The organism is Aminobacter ciceronei (genome assembly GCF_014138625.1).
Lineage (GTDB): Bacteria > Pseudomonadota > Alphaproteobacteria > Rhizobiales > Rhizobiaceae > Aminobacter > Aminobacter ciceronei.
Genome location: NZ_JACJHY010000002.1, coordinates 158,958 through 179,699 on the forward strand (window position 1 = coordinate 158,958; position 20,742 = coordinate 179,699).

General features: G+C 63.2%; 27 protein-coding genes. 9 read left to right on the forward strand and 18 right to left on the reverse strand.

All coding sequences use genetic code 11. The features are described from left to right. The first annotated feature begins 12 nt into the window (after positions 1 to 12). A complete protein-coding gene (locus HNQ95_RS02830) occupies positions 13 to 294 on the forward strand; it encodes a zinc metalloprotease (RefSeq protein WP_067960888.1) in 282 nt (93 codons plus the stop codon). On the opposite strand, the gene HNQ95_RS02835 is transcribed toward HNQ95_RS02830, so the two are convergent. Further along, entirely contained in the window at positions 245 to 1,150 is a 906-nt protein-coding gene (locus HNQ95_RS02835) for an IS110 family RNA-guided transposase (protein WP_067960891.1), read from the reverse strand. The genes HNQ95_RS02830 and HNQ95_RS02835 overlap by 50 nt on opposite strands. A gap of 194 nt (positions 1,151 to 1,344) precedes the next feature. Here HNQ95_RS02835 and HNQ95_RS02840 point away from each other — a divergent pair, with 194 nt between their 5' ends. Beyond that, on the forward strand, positions 1,345 to 1,818 hold the full coding sequence (locus HNQ95_RS02840; protein ID WP_067960895.1) for a site-2 protease family protein: 474 nt from the start codon (positions 1,345 to 1,347) through the stop codon (positions 1,816 to 1,818). A 34-nt stretch (positions 1,819 to 1,852) separates the two neighbouring features. On the opposite strand, the gene HNQ95_RS02845 is transcribed toward HNQ95_RS02840, so the two are convergent. Beyond that, entirely contained in the window at positions 1,853 to 2,437 is a 585-nt protein-coding gene (locus HNQ95_RS02845) for a TetR/AcrR family transcriptional regulator (RefSeq protein WP_246719222.1), read from the reverse strand. Positions 2,438 to 2,571: 134 nt separating this feature from the next. On the opposite strand from HNQ95_RS02845, the gene HNQ95_RS02850 reads away from it, so the two are divergent. The 3 genes from HNQ95_RS02850 to HNQ95_RS02860 all read left to right on the forward strand — a co-directional run bounded on the left by HNQ95_RS02850 (position 2,572) and on the right by HNQ95_RS02860 (position 4,407). Next, entirely contained in the window at positions 2,572 to 2,988 is a 417-nt protein-coding gene (locus tag HNQ95_RS02850; protein WP_154383915.1) for a DUF6463 family protein, read from the forward strand. 97 nt (positions 2,989 to 3,085) lie between these two features. Then, on the forward strand, positions 3,086 to 3,928 hold the full coding sequence (locus tag HNQ95_RS02855; protein WP_154384214.1) for a DUF1194 domain-containing protein: 843 nt from the start codon (positions 3,086 to 3,088) through the stop codon (positions 3,926 to 3,928). A gap of 98 nt (positions 3,929 to 4,026) precedes the next feature. Next, entirely contained in the window at positions 4,027 to 4,407 is a 381-nt protein-coding gene (locus HNQ95_RS02860) for a peptidase inhibitor family I36 protein (RefSeq protein WP_182573459.1), read from the forward strand. A gap of 3 nt (positions 4,408 to 4,410) precedes the next feature. Here the strand turns inward: HNQ95_RS02860 and HNQ95_RS02865 are convergent, their stop codons facing one another. The 3 genes from HNQ95_RS02865 to HNQ95_RS02875 form a co-directional block, all read right to left on the reverse strand. Then, a complete protein-coding gene (locus HNQ95_RS02865) occupies positions 4,411 to 5,349 on the reverse strand; it encodes a GlxA family transcriptional regulator (RefSeq protein ID WP_353622437.1) in 939 nt (312 codons plus the stop codon). A gap of 367 nt (positions 5,350 to 5,716) precedes the next feature. Beyond that, a complete protein-coding gene (locus HNQ95_RS02870; RefSeq protein ID WP_182573457.1) occupies positions 5,717 to 5,857 on the reverse strand; it encodes a hypothetical protein in 141 nt (46 codons plus the stop codon). A gap of 326 nt (positions 5,858 to 6,183) precedes the next feature. After that, positions 6,184 to 6,363: a hypothetical protein gene (locus HNQ95_RS02875; RefSeq protein WP_182573456.1), complete on the reverse strand. Its 180-nt coding sequence runs from the start codon at positions 6,361 to 6,363 to the stop codon at positions 6,184 to 6,186. A gap of 227 nt (positions 6,364 to 6,590) precedes the next feature. Here HNQ95_RS02875 and HNQ95_RS02880 point away from each other — a divergent pair, with 227 nt between their 5' ends. Then, the gene (locus tag HNQ95_RS02880; protein ID WP_067960915.1) at positions 6,591 to 7,490 is read left to right on the forward strand and encodes a LysR substrate-binding domain-containing protein; all 900 of its coding nucleotides are present in this window, start codon (positions 6,591 to 6,593) and stop codon (positions 7,488 to 7,490) included. A gap of 21 nt (positions 7,491 to 7,511) precedes the next feature. Here the strand turns inward: HNQ95_RS02880 and HNQ95_RS02885 are convergent, their stop codons facing one another. The 12 genes from HNQ95_RS02885 to HNQ95_RS02940 form a co-directional block, all read right to left on the reverse strand. Next, positions 7,512 to 7,694, reverse strand: coding sequence for a hypothetical protein (locus HNQ95_RS02885; RefSeq protein ID WP_067960918.1), 183 nt, complete (start codon positions 7,692 to 7,694; stop codon positions 7,512 to 7,514). 157 nt (positions 7,695 to 7,851) lie between these two features. Further along, a complete protein-coding gene (locus HNQ95_RS02890; protein ID WP_182573455.1) occupies positions 7,852 to 8,154 on the reverse strand; it encodes a hypothetical protein in 303 nt (100 codons plus the stop codon). Positions 8,155 to 8,304: 150 nt separating this feature from the next. Then, complete coding sequence (locus tag HNQ95_RS02895) at positions 8,305 to 8,487, reverse strand: hypothetical protein (protein WP_154383919.1); 183 nt, start codon at positions 8,485 to 8,487, stop codon at positions 8,305 to 8,307. Positions 8,488 to 8,819: 332 nt separating this feature from the next. Next, positions 8,820 to 10,928 (reverse strand): ASKHA domain-containing protein, encoded by a 2,109-nt coding sequence (locus HNQ95_RS02900; protein ID WP_067960928.1) that lies wholly within the window; start codon positions 10,926 to 10,928, stop codon positions 8,820 to 8,822. Positions 10,929 to 11,097: 169 nt separating this feature from the next. Further along, positions 11,098 to 12,066 (reverse strand): methyltetrahydrofolate cobalamin methyltransferase, encoded by a 969-nt coding sequence (locus tag HNQ95_RS02905; RefSeq protein WP_067960930.1) that lies wholly within the window; start codon positions 12,064 to 12,066, stop codon positions 11,098 to 11,100. A gap of 77 nt (positions 12,067 to 12,143) precedes the next feature. Continuing rightward, positions 12,144 to 13,244: a methylenetetrahydrofolate reductase gene (locus HNQ95_RS02910; protein WP_067960933.1), complete on the reverse strand. Its 1,101-nt coding sequence runs from the start codon at positions 13,242 to 13,244 to the stop codon at positions 12,144 to 12,146. Beyond that, entirely contained in the window at positions 13,241 to 13,825 is a 585-nt protein-coding gene (locus tag HNQ95_RS02915; RefSeq protein ID WP_067960936.1) for a methylenetetrahydrofolate reductase C-terminal domain-containing protein, read from the reverse strand. The genes HNQ95_RS02910 and HNQ95_RS02915 overlap by 4 nt, the downstream gene beginning before the upstream one ends. Continuing rightward, entirely contained in the window at positions 13,818 to 14,120 is a 303-nt protein-coding gene (locus tag HNQ95_RS02920) for a virulence factor (RefSeq protein ID WP_115733777.1), read from the reverse strand. The genes HNQ95_RS02915 and HNQ95_RS02920 overlap by 8 nt, the downstream gene beginning before the upstream one ends. Before the next feature lie 137 nt (positions 14,121 to 14,257). Further along, the gene (locus HNQ95_RS02925; protein WP_154383920.1) at positions 14,258 to 15,025 is read right to left on the reverse strand and encodes a formyl transferase; all 768 of its coding nucleotides are present in this window, start codon (positions 15,023 to 15,025) and stop codon (positions 14,258 to 14,260) included. Between the two features lie 5 nt (positions 15,026 to 15,030). Further along, positions 15,031 to 15,690: an exopolysaccharide biosynthesis protein gene (locus tag HNQ95_RS02930; protein WP_154383921.1), complete on the reverse strand. Its 660-nt coding sequence runs from the start codon at positions 15,688 to 15,690 to the stop codon at positions 15,031 to 15,033. 128 nt (positions 15,691 to 15,818) lie between these two features. Continuing rightward, complete coding sequence (locus tag HNQ95_RS02935) at positions 15,819 to 16,394, reverse strand: DUF4893 domain-containing protein (RefSeq protein ID WP_182573454.1); 576 nt, start codon at positions 16,392 to 16,394, stop codon at positions 15,819 to 15,821. A 37-nt stretch (positions 16,395 to 16,431) separates the two neighbouring features. Next, positions 16,432 to 17,079, reverse strand: a complete 648-nt coding sequence (locus tag HNQ95_RS02940) for a DUF1638 domain-containing protein (RefSeq protein WP_154383922.1) — start codon at positions 17,077 to 17,079, stop codon at positions 16,432 to 16,434. A 65-nt stretch (positions 17,080 to 17,144) separates the two neighbouring features. On the opposite strand from HNQ95_RS02940, the gene HNQ95_RS02945 reads away from it, so the two are divergent. Next, positions 17,145 to 17,279 carry an entericidin A/B family lipoprotein gene (locus tag HNQ95_RS02945; RefSeq protein WP_067960946.1) on the forward strand — a complete coding sequence of 45 codons (135 nt, stop codon included), beginning with the start codon at positions 17,145 to 17,147 and terminating at the stop codon, positions 17,277 to 17,279. Positions 17,280 to 17,371: 92 nt separating this feature from the next. Here the strand turns inward: HNQ95_RS02945 and HNQ95_RS02950 are convergent, their stop codons facing one another. Further along, the gene (locus HNQ95_RS02950) at positions 17,372 to 18,070 is read right to left on the reverse strand and encodes a cobalamin B12-binding domain-containing protein (protein WP_067960949.1); all 699 of its coding nucleotides are present in this window, start codon (positions 18,068 to 18,070) and stop codon (positions 17,372 to 17,374) included. A gap of 267 nt (positions 18,071 to 18,337) precedes the next feature. Between HNQ95_RS02950 and HNQ95_RS02955 the strand changes: the two genes are divergently transcribed. Further along, positions 18,338 to 19,912 carry a trimethylamine methyltransferase family protein gene (locus HNQ95_RS02955; protein WP_067960954.1) on the forward strand — a complete coding sequence of 525 codons (1,575 nt, stop codon included), beginning with the start codon at positions 18,338 to 18,340 and terminating at the stop codon, positions 19,910 to 19,912. A gap of 96 nt (positions 19,913 to 20,008) precedes the next feature. Beyond that, a complete protein-coding gene (locus HNQ95_RS02960; protein WP_182573453.1) occupies positions 20,009 to 20,692 on the forward strand; it encodes a 4Fe-4S dicluster domain-containing protein in 684 nt (227 codons plus the stop codon). Positions 20,693 to 20,742 lie beyond the last annotated feature (50 nt).

Genomic DNA, 20,742 nt, shown 5'->3' on the forward strand with positions numbered 1-20,742 from the left:
CTGACATTCCGCGTGGCCGGCGTTCCCGTTCATGTCCACGCGACCTTTGCCATTCCTGTGATGCTGCCGTTCCTGCATGAATGGTTCGTGCGGCCGCGGCATGCCCTGGTGCTCACCGTCATTGTCGCGGTGCTGCTGTTCTCGGCGGTGCTGCTTCACGAACTCGGCCATCTCTGGGCCGCGCGCCGTAGCAAGATCGCCGCCGAGCGCATCGAGCTCTATCTGTTCGGTGGGCGTATCTTGTTCAGACCATTCGGCCAGCTTCGCGCGCCATGGGCATGGCGACAGCGATGATAGCGCATTTCTTTGATCCGGAGCGTTGGGCGATAGCCTGGTAGAAGGCCTTGAAGCGCTGGTTGGCGCGGATGGCGCCGAGGGCTGCCATGTAGAGCGCCCGCCGCAGCCTCGGCCTGCCGCCCCGGATGCTACGCCGGCCGGTCCTTGTGCCGCTGTCATTGGCAAAGGGCGCAAGGCCTGCGAGGCTGGCGATGGCCTTGGGGGAGATGGTTCCGAGTTCGGGCATGTGGGCCAAGAGGGTCACGGCGGTCACCTTGCCGATACCGGGGGCAGAGGTCAGGCGCGCGGCCTGTTCGGCAAGTCCGTCCAGGGTTTCGACATGGCTGGCGATCTCGGCTTCGAGGGCTGCGATGCGCAGCGACAGGTTGGTGATTGCAGCTTCGATGTCGGCGACGACGGTGGCCTCGCCAGTTTCGTCGCGATGACGCAGCTCGAGCGCCCGCGTGGCGACCAGTTGGTCACGGCGGCGGGCCAAGGCAGCCAGGCGCTCACGCCCGGGACAGGGCGGCGTGTCGGCATCGGGGCGGAACATCGCCCCGATCTCGCTGAGGATGCGGGCATCGACCCTGTCGGTCTTGGCCAGGCGGCCGCGCGCCTGGGCGAAGCGGCGCACCATCATCGGATTGAGCCGGGCACAAGGGATGCCGGCCCGGGCAAACGCATGGCGCAGGGCCTTGTCGTGGTGGCCCGTCGCCTCGAAGACGACGAAGCTGCCTGGTACCAGGCCGGCAGCGAAGCCGGCCAAGGCTGCCGGTTCGTTGGCCACCCGGCTGAAACGGCGGCTGAGCGGATCGAAGACATCGATCATCGCCTTGGCGATGTCGCAACCGATGTAGGTCTGGTGTATCGTCATGGAACCTCTTCCTGTGGTGCGAGGTCCGCGCCAACGGCCTCGTGCAACTGTGCAGGTTGACGGCATGGTGCGGGAAGGGAGCCGAGCCAAGCCACGGTCTGCCGTGCTCAGCGCGACGACCAGGATCCTGACGGCGTCCTTCCCGCATTCAATCTACACCAAGCCAAACACACAGGATCTATGCTGCCGGGCCGATGGTGAACCTGACCGTAGGGCTGTTGTTTCTGGCCGGCTATTATCTATTCGCTGCCTCCGCAGGGCCAGGTCTCAGCCTTGTCCCGCCACCGCTCGAACCTTTGCGCCTGCTGGCGTGGACCTTTGCGCTGGGCGCGGTCCTCAATCTTGCGCTCGCATGTCTCAACCTGCTGCCGGCCCTGCCTCTCGACGGGGGATTCATAGCCAGGGAGCTGTTGCAGGCAAGGCTGAGCCCGCAAGCCGCGACACGGATCGTTGGGATTTGCGGCCTTACCCTGTCGACGCTGCGCATGGTTGCCATGCTGTGGGTGGCATCGAAGGGCTTCCTGATCTGGCTGCCCCCGCCCTTCGGCCCAAACTGGCGGGCGGCGCGAGGCATCCGGAAGACCAAGGCGGTGCGCCGCAAGCCAGCGCCGGAAGAAGCCGAGACGTTGGAGTGGCGCGGCAAAGGCGGGCGGCCAATCCGACGGTAACGCCGCCCATGCAATCTTACGCGCGCCGCTTGGTCTACTGCAGGGCCAGTTCGACCAGCGCGAGATAGGCGCTGTCGTCGGCGAGCTCCGGATTGTAGCCGCGCGCCGCGTAAAGCCCGAGCAGGGCGAGATAAAGCATCTTCGCCCTGGCGCGGGCCTTGTCTGGTTGCTGGCCGGCGGCAGCGAGTTCCCTTTCGAGATAGGCGAGGCGGGCGGCGTCGACGGCTCGCAGACGCTCCGCAACCTGGACGTTGGTCGCAGCCCACGACTGGATCGCGGCTTCTGCGCGTGCTGAATCGATGCCGTAGACGGTTCTTGCCAAGGCATCCCGCGCGAGATGGCGCAGCCGCAATTGCGGCGTCGCCAATCCGGCCGCATTGTCGATGAGCTGCTGTGTGAAGTCGGCATCCCAAAGGTCGAGGATCGCTGCCAGCAATTGCGGGCGGTCCTTGAAGTGCCAGTAGAACGAGCCCTTGCTGACGCCCAGCGACTTGGCGAGGCGCTCGACCCTGACTGCGTCAACGCCGCCATCCGCCAGGGCAGCTACGGCGGCGATCAGCCAGTCTTCGCGCGTCAGGTCCCTTGTCTCGCCTTTTGTCTGCGGAACAGTCCCAGCCATCATCTCTCCCTTCTTGCGGCATCGCGCCACACCATACGCATCCGTATGGTTATTTTTGGGCGCTCGCGCTACATACGGTTGCGTATGGTCATGCCTTGCGGCGCGGTCGCGGTCAATCGAAGGAGGTGGACGTCATGGTCAAATGGAGCGCCATTGCGCTGATTTCGCTCGGCATCATTCATATGCTCGTGCTCGGGGCCGAAATCCCCGCGGAACTGCCGAACTGGTTGTCGCTCAATCTCTGGACCTGGGATCACTGGGCGCCGCTCAGGGCCCAGCCGCTCGACCTGGCACTTTCCGGCGGTGTGTTCTGGCAATCCATCGGGTCGCTGGCCATCCCGCTGGTCATTCTCGGCGCGCTCATCCTCTGGCTCGATCGCAGGAGCCTGCCCATCCCTGTCTTTGTCGGCTGGGGGCTGCTCGTCTGGACGGCCATCATGACGGCGATCATGCCGCCGAGTGGCCTGACCGTCGTCTTCGTCGTTTCGGTGTTCCTCACAGTCGGCCTGCAAGTCCGGTCGAGAAAGCGTGGCAATTCCCCGGCAGCCTGACCATTTGCGGTGCGCTTCCCGACAATGTGATTGAAAAGTCCGGCTTTCTGGGCGGGCGTTTCTTTTGAAGAAGCCGAATCTCGCTTACCCTTTGCTTATGTCTGCCGTGGCCAAAGCTCTTCTCGCAGGCGGTGCTGCTTTGGCACTGATGCTGGGTCTCGGCTTTCACGCCAATGCAGCCGAACAGGTCGATGTGGAACTGGTTCTGGCCGTCGACGTCTCGCTCTCCATGTCGCCTGACGAACTCGAGATCCAGCGCCACGGCTATGCCGCGGCGCTGACCCATGAACGTGTCCTGCAGGCGATCGCCGAGGGCGCCTATGGCAAGATCGCGGTGACCTATGTCGAATGGGCCGGCTCGACGTCGCAGATCGTCGTGGTGCCATGGACAGTCATTGCCAATCGCGCCGATGCCGAGCGCGTGGTGCGGCAACTCTCGGCCAAGCCGCCCAACAGCGCGCGCCGCACCTCTATCTCCAGTGCGCTGGAATTCGGCACGGACCTCTTTGCCGAAAGCGCCTACCGCGGCATGAAGCGAGTGATCGACATCTCGGGCGACGGTCCGAACAATCAGGGGCCGCCGGTGGATCTGGTGCGAGACGCTGCCGTGGCGCAAGGCATCACCATCAATGGCTTGCCGCTGATGACCAATGGCGGCTTTGGCAATGCCTATGACGTCGAGGATCTCGACCGCTACTACGCCGATTGCGTCATTGGTGGGCCGGGCGCCTTCATGATCCCGGTCAATGAGTGGTCGCAGTTTCCGGAGGCGATCCGGCGCAAGCTGGTGCTGGAACTGGCTGGGCCCGCGTCACGTCAGTGGGCCGCCGAGGAAGCAGCCCATCCGCCTGTCGTGCTTGCCCAGGCGCAGCCGAGATATGACTGCCTGATCGGCGAGAAGCTGTGGCGCGACCGCTCCTGGCTCTGGGACAGCCGTTAGGCATAAGTCGTAAACTGCGATCCAGTAGCGGAAAATGCCAAAGTTTGGCCACGCGGCTGTTTTCTCTGCGTCTTCTGGCCACGAGGACACTGAGAAACATGAAACGCCTAGCACTCCTTGCCACCGTCGCATCGGTCCTGATGACCGGCAGCGCAAACGCGCAGTATGACGACGACGTTGCCTGCGAGATGTACGAACACAATGGCTATGGCGGCCGTGTCCTGCCGATGCGGGCCGACCGGTCGATCAGCTTCCGCGCCGGCCGGTTCTGGAACGACCGCGTCTCGTCGGTGCGCGTCGCGCCCGGCTGCACGCTTGTCGTCTACCAGCACACCGGCATGCAGGGCGCGTCGGAAGAGTTCGACCGCAATGCCCGCTCCATTGGCGGCTGGAACGACCAGATATCGTCGGCAGAGTGCATCTGCGACGGCTATCAGGACGACGTCGAGGACGGTTACGACCCTTACCGGCGACAGTAGCTGTCAGGCCGCAATCAACTGTTTGCGGTCGATGCGCTCCTGCTGCGGCGAACGGGCATAAAGCTCACGGTAGCATTTCGAGAAATGCGAGGCTGAGACGAAGCCGCAGGCGACGGCAACCTCGACGACAGGCATCGACGACTGGATCAAAAGATGCCGGGCGCGGTCGAGCCGGATTTCGAGATAATAGCGGGCAGGGGACCGACCCATCTCGGTGCGGAACAGTCGCTCGATCTGTCGCCTGGACAGGCCGACATGGTCGGCAATCTCGATCAGCGACAGCGGCTCCGACAGGTTGGCTTCCATCAGTTCGATGATTGTCAGGACTTTTGAGTTCTGCACGCCGAGCCGTGCCCTCAACGGCAGGCGCTGGCGGTCGGTCGGGCTGCGGACACGATCGGTGAGCACCTGCTCACAGATGCGGTTGACGAGGTTGTCGTCGAAATCGTCGCCGATCAGTTTGAGCATCATGTCGAGGGCAGCGGTGCCGCCGGCGCAGGTGTAGATGTTCTGGTCGACCTCGAACAGGTCGGCATAGACATTGGCCTTGGGGAAAGCCTCGGCGAATCCCGGCAGATTTTCCCAATGGATGGCGCAACGCTTGTTGGACAGCAGGCCGGCATTGGCCAGCACATAGGCGCCGGTGCACAAGCCGCCGACGGCGACGCCGCGATTGTACTCCTCGCGCAGCCAGGCAAAGACCGACTTGTTGGTGTAGGTCTCAACATTGATGCCGGTGCAGACGATGACCATCGAAGGCCGTTCCGGCCCGGCCATTTTCTTGCGCTCCTCGTCGAGCGAGGTGTTGACGGCACATTCGACGCCATTCGAGGCGGGCACGGCCTTACCGTCGATGCTGGCCAAGCGCCATTTGTAGGCCTCGTAGCCGAGCATGCGATTGGCGATGCGCAGTGGGTCGAGGGCAGTCGCAAAGGCGACCATGGTGAAGTCGGGGACAAGGAAGAACACAAGCGATCGTTTGATCGGATGTTTGATGGCGTTCAAGGAACCCTCGCGCTGGCCGGGAACGACGCGACTTTGATGTCGCGAATAGCATAGCGTCAACAGCAAATTCCCTTGCTGTCAATGGGGTTGAAGCTGTCGCTAAAATTAAAGTTTGCGACATGGGCAAAACGCCGCTGGCTCGTTTTGACGAACAAATGACGCGTTTGAAACGGCGGGGCAGCCCGGGCCGGCCGAATGCCGGTGATGTCGCAACTGGCGTCGCCGAATGACGGCGTCAAAAAGAAAAGAGCGGCTTGCGCCGCTCCAATGGTTCGATCCGGGAGGAAAGGGATCGAAAGAAAACTCAGCCGACGAGCATGCCGAGGCGGTTTGCGGCTATCGCTCCGGTCTGGCCGGGCATCGTCCTGGAAAGGCGCTGGCGCTCGATCGCGGTCGACAGCGAGGTGTCGCGGCGGATACCGAACAAGCGGGCAAAAATCTTCATGACACATCTCCATGCACAGTGGTTACACGGGGTGCCTTCGCGTTGTGGAGTGGGGCAGCTCGTTTGACGATGCGCATATAGGCCTTGGCCGATGCGGATCATGCTGCAAATGCGAAGTGGCACACCTCAAAAGCGACACGACATGCGACATTACTGCGGATGCGACGTCGGTTGCGACGAAAAATCAAGCTATTTCAGTCTCTTGAGAGGATGCTGCGGCGCCATGCAAGCCGTTCATCCCAGGCGTGCGGCGCTCGCATGGCTGAGGCGAGGTCGCATGACCTGTCGACACCATGCGACAGGTCGCGACTTCGCCTCGACACTGCTCAGACCGCTTCACCGCTGTGGCCGCGACGGTAGCCGGTGTTCGAATCGAAGGCTTCCGGCCAGCCGATGTCCTTCTGCAATTCGATCGGCAGCGAGCGGATCGAGCGGGCGGTGTTAATGCGGGTACGGGCGGCGTTGAGTTCGCTGGCGATGCGCCCGATCGATGAGAAAATGGACATTGCGGTCTCTCCTTCCTGCTGGGCCGGGTCAAGGCCGGCTTGAGGTGCTCGCCCGGTGGGCACCGCTTGCTTCAACCGTCTCGCGCACCATGGCGCTTCCGTTCCGGGCTCTGTCGACGCTTGGCCATGGCCGCTGCTTCGATGGTGTTGACTATCGCTCAGGGATGAGGTTCAATCAAACGAAATGAAATGATGTGTTCGATCAGAAATATTGAAGGTCATTGGCCATGAACGCACCGCTCAATCATCCGCTGCCGCTGCTCGACCTCGATGTGCTGCGCACTTTCGTTGCGATTGCCGAGACCGGCAGCTTCACCACGGCCGCCAATGCGGTGTTCCGCACGCCCTCGGCCGTGTCGATGCAGATCAAGAAGCTCGAGGACATTCTCGGGCGCTCGGTGTTCTTCCGCGACGCGCGTTCGGTGACGCTGACCACCGACGGCGAAATGCTGCTCGGCTATGCGCGCCGCATGCTGGCGATCAATCGCGAGGCGGTGTCGAAGTTCATCATTCCCGACATCGTTGGCGTGGTTCGCCTGGGTTCGCCCGACGATTTCGGCGAACGCGTGCTGCCGCATGTGCTCAAGCGTTTTGCTCAGACGCATCCTTCGATTGCCGTCGACGTCATCATCGACCAGAGCAGCAATCTCAGACGCCGTATGGACGATCGGGCGCTTGACATCACGCTGCTGACCAATGCCTGCAGGGCCAATGCAGCAGGCGCCGAGACGCTGCTGACCGAGCCGATCGTCTGGGCTGGCGCCAGGGGCGGCTGCGCCCATCTGCGCGAGCCGCTGCCGGTGTCGATCTGGGAAGAGGGGTGCGCATGGCGGGCAGGGGCGCTCGAAGCGCTCGGCCGCGATGGCCGCAACTATCGTGTCGCCTATATGAGCGCGCACACGGCCGGGCAGCGGGCCGCAATCCTGTCCGACCTGGCGGTCGCGCCGCTGCCGCGGTCGTTCATCGGCGACGAACTCGTCGAACTCGGCGTCAAGGATGGCATGCCGGAGATCGGCAACTACAGCCTGGCGATGATCGTGGCACCCGAGGCAAGCGCGCCCGTCAAGGCCGCGGCCGACCATATCCGCGCGGCCTTCGAGACCTTCAACCTTACAGGCAAGTTCTAGAGCGCACCTGTGGTGATGGCTTCAGCGCCTGACTGCTGTGGCCATCGACCGGTAGATGCTCGCCATCAGCGACGATGGCGGGTGCCAGTCAAGGTCGCGCTGAATCTCCGGTGGCAGCGCATTCAGGATGCGGACGGTCCGGCGGGCGCTTCGCGCCAGCTTGTAACGGGCGCCAATGCGGCCGAGATCGTCGAAAAGGGGCATCTGGCCCTCCTTTCAATGTGAATTCCGATTGTGAGTTCCAGCAATCAGCTTGCGCGGCGGCGCGGTTTCAATGCCATGCGCAGGCGCCGGTCGGCCGCGGCAGGCCGGCCGGCGGTGCGCTGGCGAAAGACGAGCAGGCCGACCTTTTCGGCGAAGGTCATGCGCAGCGCTCTTTCGGCCGGGCGAACGCGATAACATTTGTCGCCGGCGCCAAGGGGCCGACGGGCCAGCCGAGTTCGATCTGAATGTCGATGGGCAACGCGTCGATCAGCATCGCCACGCGACCATATTTGTGGAGTTGACCCGCGGCGCCCGACCCATGGTGGGTCACCCCGTCGATCCAGCCGAGCTCGACCTGCAATTCGCGCGGCAAGCCGTTCATCATGTTCTCGATGCGGCTATCGCGGCACGCATGGCGCAACACCGAGCCGTACAGATGAAACTCTCCAATGATGGACATGGTCGTCTCCTGGGAGTAACGGGCCGGCAGCACCACGCGAGACTGGATGCGCCGCCGGCCGGGTAAGAGTTTATGCTCGTTTGTGTTTCAGGTTGATATCGCTTGAGCGCCTTTCTGTTTCAGATTGCGCGCGATTCTGAAACATCCGCCTCAACGGTCGGGCGACATGTAGATCGCCAGTGTCGCGCGGCGCCGGCCATGTTCCGGGGCGGGCCAGCCAATGTCCTTCTGGATCTCCGGCGGCAACCTGTTCAGCATGCGTTCGGATCGGGCGGCGCGGCGGGCGCTCTGGATGGCCGCACCGAAGCGGCCGATGGTGCTCATCATCGACATTGTCGTCTCCTGCAAATCCCGCTGCGCCGCGCGCCTCAAGGGGCGTGCAATGAACGCTGTGGTTCGTGTGAATCGGTGCCTGATCCATTCCAAAAACCGAATTCGATCTTCGAGGCCATGCACGTTTACCGCCTGAGAGGCGAAGCTCGCTGGCGGCTGACGAGCAGAAACTAGTTCGGGATTGTTTCGTATCGATTTCGTATGAGCGGCAACTTTAGGTCGAATGGTTGCCTAGCTGAAACACACCCGATACGTGCATCATAGCACAACAGCGCTCCGGCGAGGCGCGGAAAACCTCGTCGAAGCGCCGGTTGGGCAGATGTCCTTGTGGTTCAGTCGCGGGAGCGACGCGCGGCGCGTTCCTCGCGAGACCGGCGGCGTGGTGCACCGTCGGAAAGCTCGCCTTCGACGCTTGCCGCCTTGCGCGGCGGTAGCTTGACCGCGGCCTGCAGCTTGGGGAATGGATCGACCTTGTTGGGCAGCGCCATGGCGTCGATGAATAGCTGCTGGAAGTGCGGCTCGAGCGCGGTCTCGATCTTTTCGATCTGGCCGACCTCCGTCTCGATCTCGCGGCGGTGATTGCGGTTGAGCAGCGCCATTAGCGCGCCGGTGCCGGCGGCGTTGCCGACCGCCTTGACCTCGTCGAGGTCGCAATCGGGGATCAGGCCGAGCACCATTGCGTATTTCGGATCGATGAAGGAGCCGAAGGCGCCGGCGAAGCGGATGGTGTCGACGGTCTCGACGCCCTGTTTTTCCATCAGCAGCTTCACGCCGGCATAGAGAGCTGCCTTGGCAAGCTGGATGGCGCGGACGTCGTTCTGGGTAACGGTAATGCGTGGCTCGCCCTGGCGGCCTTCGCGCAGCAGATAGGAGAAGGTGCGGCCGTTCGGGATGATGCGCGGGCTTTTCTCAGCCATCGATCCATCGATGACGCCATCTTCGGAGATGATGCCAGACAGGTACATCTCCGCCACCACCTCGATGATCGCCGAGCCGCAGATGCCGGTGACGCCGGTGGTCCACGATGCCTCGTCGAAGCCTTCCTCGTCCGACCATTTGTCGGTGCCGATGACGCGGTATTTCGGCTCCAGCGTCTCAGGGTCGATGCGCACGCGCTCGATGGCGCCAGGGGCTGCCCGTTGGCCAGAAGAGATTTCGGCGCCTTCGAAGGCCGGGCCGGTGGGCGAGGACGCGGCGACGACCCGGTTCCGGTTGCCGAGAATGATCTCGGCATTGGTGCCGACATCAACCAGCAGCATCATCTTGTCCTGGCGGTACGGTCCCTCGGACAAGGTCGCACCGGCAGCATCCGCGCCGACGTGCCCGGCGATACAGGGCAAGGTGTAGAGACGCGCGCCGCGATTGACCTCGATGTCGATCTCATGCGCCCAGAATTGCAGCGCGCCTGAAACGGCGAGCGCGAACGGCGCCTGGCCGAGTTCCGTCGGGTCGATGCCGAGGAACAGGTGATGCATGATCGGATTGGCGACGAAGACGCAGTCGAAGATGTCGTCGCGGTTGGCCTGGCCTTCCTCGCAGACCTTGCCGATGAGCCCGTTGACGGCCTCGCGCACGGCCTTGGTCATGGCTTCGCGACCGTCGGGGTTCATCATCACATAGGAGACGCGGCTCATCAGATCTTCGCCGAAGCGGATCTGCGGATTGGACGTGCCTGACGAAGAAGCGATGCGGCCGGACAAAAGCGACACCAGATGCATGGCGATGGTCGTCGAGCCGATGTCGCAGGCGATGCCATAGGCCTCGTTCTTCAAGCCGGGGAACAGGCCGATGATGAAGGGGCGCGAGGAATCCATGTCGCGGTGGACTACCGCGGTCACGCCCCATTTGCCGGGCGTAACCTCCGGCTGGTCGGGCAGCTTGGTGCGCAGGATCTTCTGGACCTGGGCGATGAGGTGGGGGGCTACCAGCAGGTCCTTCCAGCCCCAGTCCTTTTCGAGTGCCACCTTGAGGCGGTCGAGGTCGCCGAGCGGCTTGTGCATGTCGGGCTCCTCCAGCTCGACATAGCAGAGCTGGACGGCGGCATTGCGCTCGATGACGCGATCGGTGGCTGCCTTGCGCACGACCTGCGCGTTGATGACGGTGTCCTGTGGTACGTCGATGACGAGGTCGCCCTGGATCGTCGCCGAACATGACAGGCGCCGGCCCTCAGGCAGGCCGCGAACGCGCTCGTAGCGCTCTTCCTTCGGGCCCTTGGGCGAGATGTGGTCGTTCGACGAGATGATCTTGTGCTTGGCGAAATTGCCTTCCTGCACCTCGACCTGGCAGCGGCCGCAGGTGGCGCGTCCGCCGCACACGCTTTCGACATAGACGCCAAGCGTACGCGCCGCGTCGAGCACGGGCGTTCCCACCGGAAACCGGCCGCGCTTGCCCGAAGGCATGAACAGGACAAGCGGATCGGTGATGTTGGCGGGAGAGTTCATTGCAATGCTCCGGAATGCACCGACCTTATGGCGATCGGGTTGCCCCTCATCTGCCTGCCGGCAACTTCCCCCCGCGTGCGGGGGGAAGGAAAATCATGCGACGGCTCAGCTTCCCCGTCCGACAGGACGACTGGGGGAAAATGGAGCGCGTCGTGTCCCACGACTGATCTCAGCCGCGCGCCATGCGGGCTTCACGGCCGCCGCGGCGGCGGCCGCCGGCGGCGTCACCCGGTGCGCTGACGGCGACGGGAGCTGCAACGGCGTGGCCGCCCTCCGATGGCTTGTAGTCCTTGTAGGTCTTGATCCAGTGGGTGCAGTGCTCGTCGGTGCCGTTGAGCACGTTGGCACCGCGCACCGCTTCCATTTCCTGCGGACGAACCGGGTTCATGATCGCCGAGGTCATGCCGGCGCCGATGACCATCGGGATGAAGGCGGCGTTGATTCCGTGGCGGTGCGGCAGGCCGAACGAGATGTTGGACAGTCCGCAGGTGGTGTTGACCTTGAGCTCTTCACGCAGGCGGCGCAGCAGCGCGAAGACCTGGCGGCCGGCATCGCCAAGCGCGCCGATCGGCATGACGAGCGGATCGACGACCACGTCATGGGCGGGAATACCGAAATCGGCGCAACGTTCGACGATCTTCTTGGCAACCGCAAAGCGGACGTCGGGATCCATCGAGATGCCGGTCTCGTCATTGGAGATGGCGACGACCGGGACGTTGTACTTCTTGACCAGCGGCAGGATCGCCTCGAGCTTCTCTTCCTCGCCGGTGACGGAGTTGACGAGCGGGCGGCCCTTGGCAACCTTGAGGGCGGCCTCGATCGCCGCCGACACCGAGCTGTCGATCGCCAGCGGCAGGTCGACCAGGTTCTGGACGATCTCGAGCGTCTGCACCAGAAGCGCCGGTTCGGTCGCATTCGGATCGACCGCCGTCACGCCGGCATTGATGTCCAGCATCGTCGCGCCGCAGGCGGCCTGTTCCAGGGCGTCCTTGATGACGGTCTCGAAATTGCCGGCAACCATCTCGGCGGCCAGCTTCTTGCGGCCGGTCGGATTGATTCGTTCGCCAATGACGCAGAAAGGCTGATCGAAACCGATGATGATTTCGCGGGTCGCCGAGGCGACGATCGTGCGGGTCATGAAGTTCTCCCTAAGATATAAAGATTTCTTTATATCGTTGTCTGGTTTCGTTCAAGCGCGGCAGTCGCGCCTGCCTGTCAGTGCGCGGTCTTCACCATGTCGACCTGCGATTCGGTAACGTCGTCGTGCAGGATGTGCTCGAGCCGCTCGGCGACACGCTGGTCGTCGGCACGGGCCTCGCGTTTCCATGGCCGGCGACCCTTCAGTACGCCCGATTCATCGACGATCTCGGCGACATATTCCTCCTGCCGGTAGGCCATCACGTGGACTCCCGATACGCCAGGTATCTCCTTGACCTCGTTGATGATGTCGATGCAGAGCTGCTTGCCTTCCTTCTTCTGGTCCTGGGCGCCTTCCAGACGCTTGATGACTGTATCCGGGATGTGGATGCCCGGCACGTTGGCGCGGATCCACTTGGCTGTCTTGGCCGAGGCAAGCGGGCCGACACCGACCAGGATGTAGCATTTCTCGTCATAACCGAGATCGCGCACGCGGTTCATGAAGGTGCGGAACATCGGCACGTCGAAGCAGTACTGGCTCTGCACGAACTGTGCGCCGGCGGCGATTTTCTTGCCGAGATGAACAGGCCTGAAATCATAGGGCGGGGCGAAAGGGTTGACTGCGGCGCCAAGGAAGAGCTGCGGTGGCGTGGTCAGCTTGCGGCCCGACAGGAACTTTCCATTGTCGCGCATGATGCGCACGGTTTCGAGCAGCGATGTCGAGTCGAGGTCGAACACCGGCTTGGCGCCGGGTTGGTCGCCGGCCTGCACGCCGTCGCCGGTCAGGCACAGGATGTTGGCCACGCCCATGGCGGCCGCGCCGAGCACGTCGCCCTGGATGGCGATGCGGTTCTTGTCACGGCAGGCAATCTGCATGATCGGTGCGTAGCCCATGCGGGTGAGCAGAGCACAGATGCCGACCGACGACATGTGGCAATTGGCACCAGAAGCATCGACCGCGTTGATGCCGTCGACCCAGCCGTCGAAGATCTTGGCGCGGTTGTAGACGTCTTCGGGGTCGGCGCTGTCGGGCGGATTCAGTTCGGTGGTGACGGCGAATTCGCCCCGGCGCAGCACGCGCTCCAGGCGGCCGCGCGAGGAGTGGCCGGGCAGGGGGTCGAGCGGCAGGTCGATGCCATCGGGATGCTCGTCGGTCTGGCGCGGGCGCGGCGGGGTCATGCGACTTCCTTGCTGGCAGTTTCGCGCGTTGCGGCAGCCTGAGCGGTCACCCTCAGCCAGGCCGAAGTTTCGCGCAGCGACTGGTCGACCGGCTTCTGGACGTTGAGGATGGCGTCGCCATTGACCATGTTGCGCGAGCCTTCCCAGGCCTTGACCCAGACGCAGGGCATGTCGGGCTCGACCTCGCAATTGCCGTTGGCGCGGACGCCGCCGCAGGGGCCGTTGCGCAGCTGCTTGGGGCAGTTCATCGGGCACGACATTCCGGTCGACGACAAGACGCACTGGCCGCACATCCGGCAGTCGAACATCAGTCCCTTGACCCGCTTCTCGACGAACTTGATCGGGGCCTCGACACGGCCATAGCCGATGCCCTTCCACAGGGGATGGAGCAGCAGGAAGGCGTCGGCGAAGCGGCTGTAGAACCATTCAAGCAGGCGCGAGTGGCGGATCGACCACAGCCTGATCGTGTAGCTGCGCTGGACGCGCCGCTGCGGCGATACGTCGGCCGGCTTGTAGTCGCTTTTGGGCGCGGCCTTCTTGACCAAGGTCGCCTGGGTTACTGTCGGCTGGGTATCAACCATCTTCCTTGCCGCCTGCCTTGACGAGAGCGACCAGCCGCTCGCGTGTGAAATTTGCATCGATCTCGGCCATCGCCTTGTCGGCTTCCGCCTCGAGGTCGTCGCTGACCGGAACCGGGTCGGCCTTGCGCCACTCCGCCAGATAGGCGTCGGTGTCGCCGGCACCGGTGCGCATCGCGCACATGTCGATCGCTTCGGTAAAGCGCAGCGGCAATTCGCGCTTGGCATTCTGCCGGCCCTTCTTGACGATCACCTGTGCAGGGATGTCGCGCCAGTAGACGATGATCAGGTCGGCCATTTCGGTCTCGCTTTCGATGACGTTGAGCATTGCCGCAACCATGCGGGTGCCGCTTGTTATGGGACGACGCGCGCGCATTCAAAAGCGACGCGATCTCCTGTCGCAAAAAGATAAAGTGAGGATTGCCGCAGACGCGTCTACCAGACGCCGCGGCGGATGCCCGTCCAGAGATACTGCCAGATGGTCGGATGGTACCATTGGCGTGATGGGAGGCCGGTGTCGATCGGCGTCATTCGGCCGGCAAGCACGTCCTCGACGGCCCGGATGCAGATGTCGCGGGAAAAGGCAGCCTGGCGCATCGCGTAGCTCGCGATAGTGTCGCCTTTTCCAGGAATTCCGCGTGCCTGGTAGAGGACGGAGCCGGTGTCTACACCGGCATCGACGATATGTACTGTCGAGCCGAAATTGCCGTGGTCGCCGGTGGCAAGCGCCCAATAGCCGCCGTTCATGCCGCGGTATTTCGGATTGATGCCGGAGTGATAGTTGATGACAGGGCAGGGGATGGCGGCAAGCGTCCTGGCCGACAACAGCCGGCAGCTGGCGAGGAACATCACCGCTGGTTCCAGCTTGCGGACGACGTCGATCAGTTCGGGGGCATTGGCGGAGGAGACCGGAACGATCTCCTGGCTGGCGCGCGGCACGATTTCCAGCTTTTCATCAGCAATAATGCGCTCGATGCCACCGCTCACGAGACTCTTGGCTGCACGGATGAGCACCATGGTGCCCAACTGACCGGCGACCGAGATCCAGCCGAGTTTTTTGGCGCGGCGCCTCATCAGTTCACGCTTGGGGTAGGGCGTTTCCAGAACGACAGTGACGGGGCCGAAGCGATCGGTCAGGCTGTTGATGATTGCCCAGATATGTTCGCCGCCTTCAGTCACGAAGACGATCGGCCTGCGATCCATTCAGTCTACCCCAGCCAGGCCAGGAAGGCGTGCGTGGCAATGCCGGCGCCGCCGACGACCGCACAAACGACGGCAAGCGATGCCACGCCGACGACGCTGCCGACGGCAAACAGAATACCGTCGCGTTCCGACAACGCCAGGCCGAGCAGCGCCGTGGCAAAGGCCGGCAGCCAATTGCCGAACGGGATCGGGAGCGTGATCGAAACGGATAGAACAAGCGCGATGATGCCGATGACGCGGTCCCCGCGCTTGCGCCAGAACGGCCAGTAGCGCGGACGCACCACTTGCTCAAGGCGGATCAGCCTGGGAACGACCCAGTCAGTGACCGTGCGGAACTGTTCGGCCGACAGCGAGCGCTGGGTGATGAAGTCGGGCAGCCAGGCGCGATTGCTGCCGAAGGCCATCTGTGCTGCGACGATCAGCAGCGGCAGGCCAAGCACCGCCGAGGCGCCCGGTGGCAGCGGCAGCATGTTGAAGGCGGCAAACAGCACCAGAAGCGGCGCGAAACTGCGCTTGCCCAGCGTGTCCCTGATGTCGCCGATCGAGATGCTGCCTTTGGCGTCGCGGGCGAGCTGGGCGAAGATCGCTGACAAGCGCCGGCCACGACGGCGCTTCGGCGCCGCATCGAATTCGCCTGCGTCGGTTTGCTTGTCTTGCCCTAACATTCAGCCTTCAGCCCACTTGCGGCCCGCTTTCCAACGCGCCAATCCCCATCGCAGTGTGCGACGGCCAGGTTAATCCTTGATGACCCCGGAGGGTGCGAATGTGATGTCGCTTCGCGCAGAATGCAACATCAACGGCGGAATTCGATGATGTCCAGCTTTGATTCGTATCGCGGCGCCGGAAACTCGATGCGCCATTCTGCCTGCCCGCTGCGGAAGGCATAGCCGACCTGGTCGGTATCTGGGCCACGGCCATAGGCCTTGGGCTTTTCGCCCGAGACAAAGCCGGAGCCGAGATAGATCAGTCTGCTGTCGCCGTCGGTATAGAAGCGGCCCTTGGTGCGCTGCGAGCCGGAAATCTTTTCCAGCATCCAGCCCGAGCCGTCGTCGCTGACCTTGCATTTGAACCAGCCGTAGACGACGAGCGGGCCGAGGCCGCCGGCCTTGATGGTGCGGCACTGCCAGTTGCCGGTCATGTCGAAATCGGAAAACGACATGGGCTTTTTGGCGACGATCGCGTCGACCACGGCGACCTCGCGTGCCTGGCCTGCCTTGGCCTCCTGAAGCGCTCCCTTACGCGTGGCTTCGTACTTTTCGAGTCTGGCCTTGTCTGCCGGTGTGATCAGCTTCTGCACCACGCCGTCGGCATGCGTGAAGGTCGCCGTGGTTGCTAGAGCAGCAGCAAGAATCAGTCGTCGAAAAGCCATGGCAAACCTCTGTAAAGGTCGAACCTCAGGGGAGGAATCAGGCTCTTTGATGATGTGCCGCAGCGTCCGCTGCGTTGGCAAGGGCCTCGGGCAGGTCGCCATAGCCGGTGGCGCGACGCTCGTAGACGAGGCCGAGCATTCTGGCGGCATCCTCGGCGACCTTGTCGAGCGCGGGGTCGTCGGTCTGGGCGAGGTAGATCAGCTTCTCGTAGTTGCCGAAATAGTCCTTCATCAGCTCGGGATGTCGGTCGAGGCCGAGCGGCTTGATGAAGAAGGCATCGAACTGCCGACAGAGGAAATCGGTCATGTAGAACGACATCATGTCGGCCTCGCCGACTTGCGCATAGGCAGCAGCACCCTGGTAGAAGGCAAAGCAATGCGGGCCGGCGATGCGCTCGACGCCATGCTTTTCGCAGACACGGTCGAGCAGGCCGCCGGTGCCGCAGTCGGCATAGCCGACATAGATGTGCCGATACCCCTCCGCCTTCGCTTCGGTGATCGCCTGGTCCATGGCAGGCGCGATCCGGCTGGGGTGGAAATGGAAATCGGCCGGCAGGCAGGTCAGCTCGAGATGATCGAGCGCGAGCTGCTGCTTGACCGCCAAAACCTCGCGCGCAATCATGCCGCAGCCTATGACCAGCAGCCTGTCTTCGACGTCGGGTTTCGTTGTCTGCTTTGCGGCCATGGAACCAGTCGATCCGGCCTTCGTTGCTCTAGGACGAAGTTTATCGAGAGAGGGAGACACCGTCCATGAAACTGTCACGTCTGGCACCGATCGCCGTCATTGCCTGCGCGCTTGCACTGGCCTCCTGCGCCAACACCATTCGCGGCGTCGGCAAGGATGTCAAAGGTACGGCGAACGCCATCGAGGACACAGTCCAATAAGGCACCATACCGCCGCATTTCTCAGATTGGCCGAACTCAGATCGGCCAGATCGCAATGAAAGGGCCGCGCCGCAAGGGGCGGCCCTTTGTCGTCAGCCGGCCGCGCGCAGGTTGTGCTTGCGCTTCATGTAGTCCTTGGCGGTTTCGACAGCCACAGCCGCATCGCGGCAATAGGCGTCGGCACCGACGGCCTTGCCGAATTCCTCGTTGAGCGGCGCGCCGCCGACCAGCACGACATAGTCGTCGCGGATGCCCTTTTCCTTCATCGTGTCGATGACGACTTTCATGTAGGGCATGGTCGTGGTCAGCAGCGCCGACATGCCGATGATGTCGGGCTGATGCTCTTCGATCGCATTGAGATAATTCTCGACCGGATTGTTGATGCCGAGGTCGATGACGTCGAAGCCGGCGCCTTCCATCATCATGCCGACGAGGTTCTTGCCGATGTCGTGAATGTCGCCCTTGACGGTGCCGATCACCATCTTGCCCTGCTTGGGAGCGCCGGTGGCGGCGAGCAGCGGGCGCAGGATGTGCATGCCCGCCTTCATGGCGTTGGCCGAGAGCAAAACTTCCGGCACGAACAGAATGCCGTCGCGGAAATCCTCGCCGACGATGCGCATGCCTTCGACCAGTGCTTCGGTGAGCACCTTGTAGGGCGCCCAGCCACGCTCGAGCAGGATGTTGGTCCCTTCCTCGATTTCTTCCTTGAGCCCGTCATACAGGTCGTCGTGCATCTGCTGCACGAGTTCGTCGTCGGAAAGCTCGGACAGGATGATTTCGTCGTCGGACATCTTCTAAGGCTCCCTCGAGGCAGCGCTAAAGTGCGGCTTGCTGATGTTGCGCTATACCTAGCTTGCAAGTGCCGCAAATCCATAGCTGATTTGCGACCTCCTGCAAAACGAAAGCGACTGGCAGTCCGGCTGTCGTCTTGGCTGTCGGCTTGTCGATTTTGCGACAGGCGTTGGCGCTGGCGAGCCGTTTCGATATGGGTGCATGATTACGATCCGTCGTAGAGCCGCATGGGCGGCGAAAAACGGATTCTTACGGAAGGCAGAGCCATGGGCGAAGACGCGGCAGTCGAGCAGGAACAAGCGGGCGGCAGGCGCGGGCGTGGCGCAAGCGGTGGCGCGGCTGCGCGACGCGCAGCACGCAGCGGTGGCGGGCCGGGCACGCAGCTCACCTACATCAAGCGCAAGGTGAACGTGTATGAGGTGCTCAACGAGGAGGGCCTCGCCCTCATCGAGAAGAACGCTGACACGGTGCTGGAAGAAATCGGCATCGAGTTCCGCGACGACGCCGAAGCGCTGGCGTTGTGGAAGGAAGCCGGCGCCGACGTCAAGGGCGAACGGGTCCACTTCCCCAAGGGGCTGTGCCGCGAACTGCTGAAGACGGCGCCTTCTGTTTACACCCAGCATGCGCGCAACCCCGAGCGTTCGGTGCAGATCGGCGGTGATGCTACCGTCTTTGCGCCGGTCTACGGCCCGCCCTTCGTGCGCGACCTCGACGGCAACAGGCGCTACGCGACGATCGAGGATTTTCGCAACTTCGTGAAGCTGGCCTATATGGCGCCGTCGATCCACCATTCGGGCGGCACGGTGTGCGAGCCTGTCGATGTGCCTGTCAACAAGCGCCACCTCGACATGGTCTACAGCCACATCAAATATTCCGACAAACCGTTCATGGGCTCGGTGACCGCACCCGAACGCGCCGAGGACACGGTGGCGATGGCCAAGATCGTGTTCGGCGACGACTTCGTCGAGAACAACACGGTTCTGACCAGCCTGATCAATGCCAACTCGCCGATGGTCTTCGACGAGACTATGCTGGGCGCGGCCAAGGTCTATGCGCGCCACAACCAGGCCTGCATCGTGACGCCGTTCATTCTGGCCGGCGCAATGAGCCCGGTGACGGTTGCCGGTACGCTGACCCAGGTTCTGGCCGAGGTGCTGGCCGGCGCTTCGTTCACCCAGCTGATCCGCAAGGGCGCCCCTGTGCTGTTCGGCACCTTCGCCTCGTCGATCTCGATGCAGTCGGGTGCGCCGACCTTCGGTACGCCGGAGCCGACGCTGGTGTCCTACGGCGCTGCCCAGTTGGCGCGTCGCCTCGGCCTGCCGTTCCGCACCGGCGGCTCGCTCTGCGCCTCGAAGGTCCCGGACGCGCAGGCGGCCTATGAAAGCGCCAACACGCTGAACTCGACGCTTTTGGCTGGCACCAATTTTGTGCTGCATTCGGCCGGCTGGCTCGAGGGTGGTCTCGCCTCGTGCTACGAGAAGTTCATGATGGACATCGACCAGCTCGGCATGCAGCAGAAATTTGCCGAGGGCGTCGATCTCTCCGAAAACGGCCAGGCCATGGACGCCATCCGCCAGGTCGGGCCCGGCAGCCACTATCTCGGCTGCGACCATACCCAGGCGAACTTCCAGACCGCGTTCTACCGCTCGAGCATCGCCGACAACAATTCCTACGAGCAGTGGCTGGCCGAAGGACAGAAGACGGCACCGCAGCGTGCCAACGAGCTCGCCCGCCGCTGGCTCGAAAGCTACGAGGCGCCGTATCTCGATCCCAGCATCGACGACGGCCTCAAGGACTTCATTGCTGCGAAGAAGGCGTCGATGCCCGACGCCTTCACGTGAAAGGAGCCCGTTTCAGGCGGGGCTAAAGTCGCCAGCATCATTCACAAGGAAGTCTGGCGGAGCGCATTCTCCGATCCGGACAAGAAGGGGTGACGCTTGACGTCCCCCGACCTTGATGAGATTTCCGCCGCGCTGGCCGGTCACGGCCTCATCCAGCGCGGCGGTTTTGTATTCGACCACGGCGAAGCTGCACCCAACGGCCCAACAGGCAGGCCCGTGCGCTCGGTGTTGCTGGTGGGGCAGGCGGGTGCGGAGCCGTGGCCGTGTTTCCTACGCTGGCGCGAGGCGCAGCCGGCCAATTTGGAGAACCCGCTCGACAGTTGGGCGCGCGAGGTGATCGGGCAGGTGGCGCGTGAGTTTGGCGCGCACGCGGTGTCGCCGTCCGACAAGCCCTATCTGCCGTTTCAGCAATGGGCGATGCGCGCGGAAGGCCTCAGGCCGTCGCCGTTGGGCATTCTGATGCACCCCGAATATGGGCTCTGGCATGCCTATCGCGGGGCGCTGCTGTTCGAGGCCGAACTTGAGTTCGCCGAAGTTCGCGAACAGAATCACCTTTGCGACCTATGCCCAGGAAAACCCTGTCTTAAAGCCTGTCCCGTCGATGCCTATTCGGAGGCGGGTTTCGCCTATGAGCGATGCCTGGAGCATGTACGCGGCGCCTCGGGTGGGGGGTGCCGAACGCAAGGCTGCCTCGATCGCAACGCCTGTCCCTACGGGCTTGCCTATCGGTATCCGGCCGATGTGCAGGCCTTTCACATGAAGAGCTACGCCGGCCTCTGATCCCGACCCGCTGGCCCAATCGCTTTTCTGGCACGCATATTGCTCTTGCA

Coding starts and splice junctions, on each gene's coding strand:
- HNQ95_RS02880 (WP_067960915.1), top strand. CDS start 6,591: ATGAACGCACCGCTCAATCATCCGCTGCCGCTGCTCGACCTCGATGTG.
- HNQ95_RS02940 (WP_154383922.1), bottom strand. CDS start 17,079: ATGGCCGCAAAGCAGACAACGAAACCCGACGTCGAAGACAGGCTGCTG.
- HNQ95_RS02850 (WP_154383915.1), top strand. CDS start 2,572: ATGGTCAAATGGAGCGCCATTGCGCTGATTTCGCTCGGCATCATTCAT.
- HNQ95_RS02865 (WP_353622437.1), bottom strand. CDS start 5,349: ATGGTCGCCTTTGCGACTGCCCTCGACCCACTGCGCATCGCCAATCGC.
- HNQ95_RS02845 (WP_246719222.1), bottom strand. CDS start 2,437: ATGGCTGGGACTGTTCCGCAGACAAAAGGCGAGACAAGGGACCTGACG.
- HNQ95_RS02835 (WP_067960891.1), bottom strand. CDS start 1,150: ATGACGATACACCAGACCTACATCGGTTGCGACATCGCCAAGGCGATG.
- HNQ95_RS02840 (WP_067960895.1), top strand. CDS start 1,345: ATGGTGAACCTGACCGTAGGGCTGTTGTTTCTGGCCGGCTATTATCTA.
- HNQ95_RS02895 (WP_154383919.1), bottom strand. CDS start 8,487: ATGTCGATGATGAGCACCATCGGCCGCTTCGGTGCGGCCATCCAGAGC.
- HNQ95_RS02950 (WP_067960949.1), bottom strand. CDS start 18,070: ATGTCCGACGACGAAATCATCCTGTCCGAGCTTTCCGACGACGAACTC.
- HNQ95_RS02875 (WP_182573456.1), bottom strand. CDS start 6,363: ATGTCCATTTTCTCATCGATCGGGCGCATCGCCAGCGAACTCAACGCC.
- HNQ95_RS02885 (WP_067960918.1), bottom strand. CDS start 7,694: ATGCCCCTTTTCGACGATCTCGGCCGCATTGGCGCCCGTTACAAGCTG.
- HNQ95_RS02945 (WP_067960946.1), top strand. CDS start 17,145: ATGAAACTGTCACGTCTGGCACCGATCGCCGTCATTGCCTGCGCGCTT.
- HNQ95_RS02900 (WP_067960928.1), bottom strand. CDS start 10,928: ATGAACTCTCCCGCCAACATCACCGATCCGCTTGTCCTGTTCATGCCT.
- HNQ95_RS02935 (WP_182573454.1), bottom strand. CDS start 16,394: ATGGCTTTTCGACGACTGATTCTTGCTGCTGCTCTAGCAACCACGGCG.
- HNQ95_RS02855 (WP_154384214.1), top strand. CDS start 3,086: ATGTCTGCCGTGGCCAAAGCTCTTCTCGCAGGCGGTGCTGCTTTGGCA.
- HNQ95_RS02955 (WP_067960954.1), top strand. CDS start 18,338: ATGGGCGAAGACGCGGCAGTCGAGCAGGAACAAGCGGGCGGCAGGCGC.
- HNQ95_RS02890 (WP_182573455.1), bottom strand. CDS start 8,154: ATGTCCATCATTGGAGAGTTTCATCTGTACGGCTCGGTGTTGCGCCAT.
- HNQ95_RS02905 (WP_067960930.1), bottom strand. CDS start 12,066: ATGACCCGCACGATCGTCGCCTCGGCGACCCGCGAAATCATCATCGGT.
- HNQ95_RS02930 (WP_154383921.1), bottom strand. CDS start 15,690: ATGTTAGGGCAAGACAAGCAAACCGACGCAGGCGAATTCGATGCGGCG.
- HNQ95_RS02915 (WP_067960936.1), bottom strand. CDS start 13,825: ATGGTTGATACCCAGCCGACAGTAACCCAGGCGACCTTGGTCAAGAAG.
- HNQ95_RS02870 (WP_182573457.1), bottom strand. CDS start 5,857: ATGAAGATTTTTGCCCGCTTGTTCGGTATCCGCCGCGACACCTCGCTG.
- HNQ95_RS02920 (WP_115733777.1), bottom strand. CDS start 14,120: ATGGCCGACCTGATCATCGTCTACTGGCGCGACATCCCTGCACAGGTG.
- HNQ95_RS02860 (WP_182573459.1), top strand. CDS start 4,027: ATGAAACGCCTAGCACTCCTTGCCACCGTCGCATCGGTCCTGATGACC.
- HNQ95_RS02910 (WP_067960933.1), bottom strand. CDS start 13,244: ATGACCCCGCCGCGCCCGCGCCAGACCGACGAGCATCCCGATGGCATC.
- HNQ95_RS02925 (WP_154383920.1), bottom strand. CDS start 15,025: ATGGATCGCAGGCCGATCGTCTTCGTGACTGAAGGCGGCGAACATATC.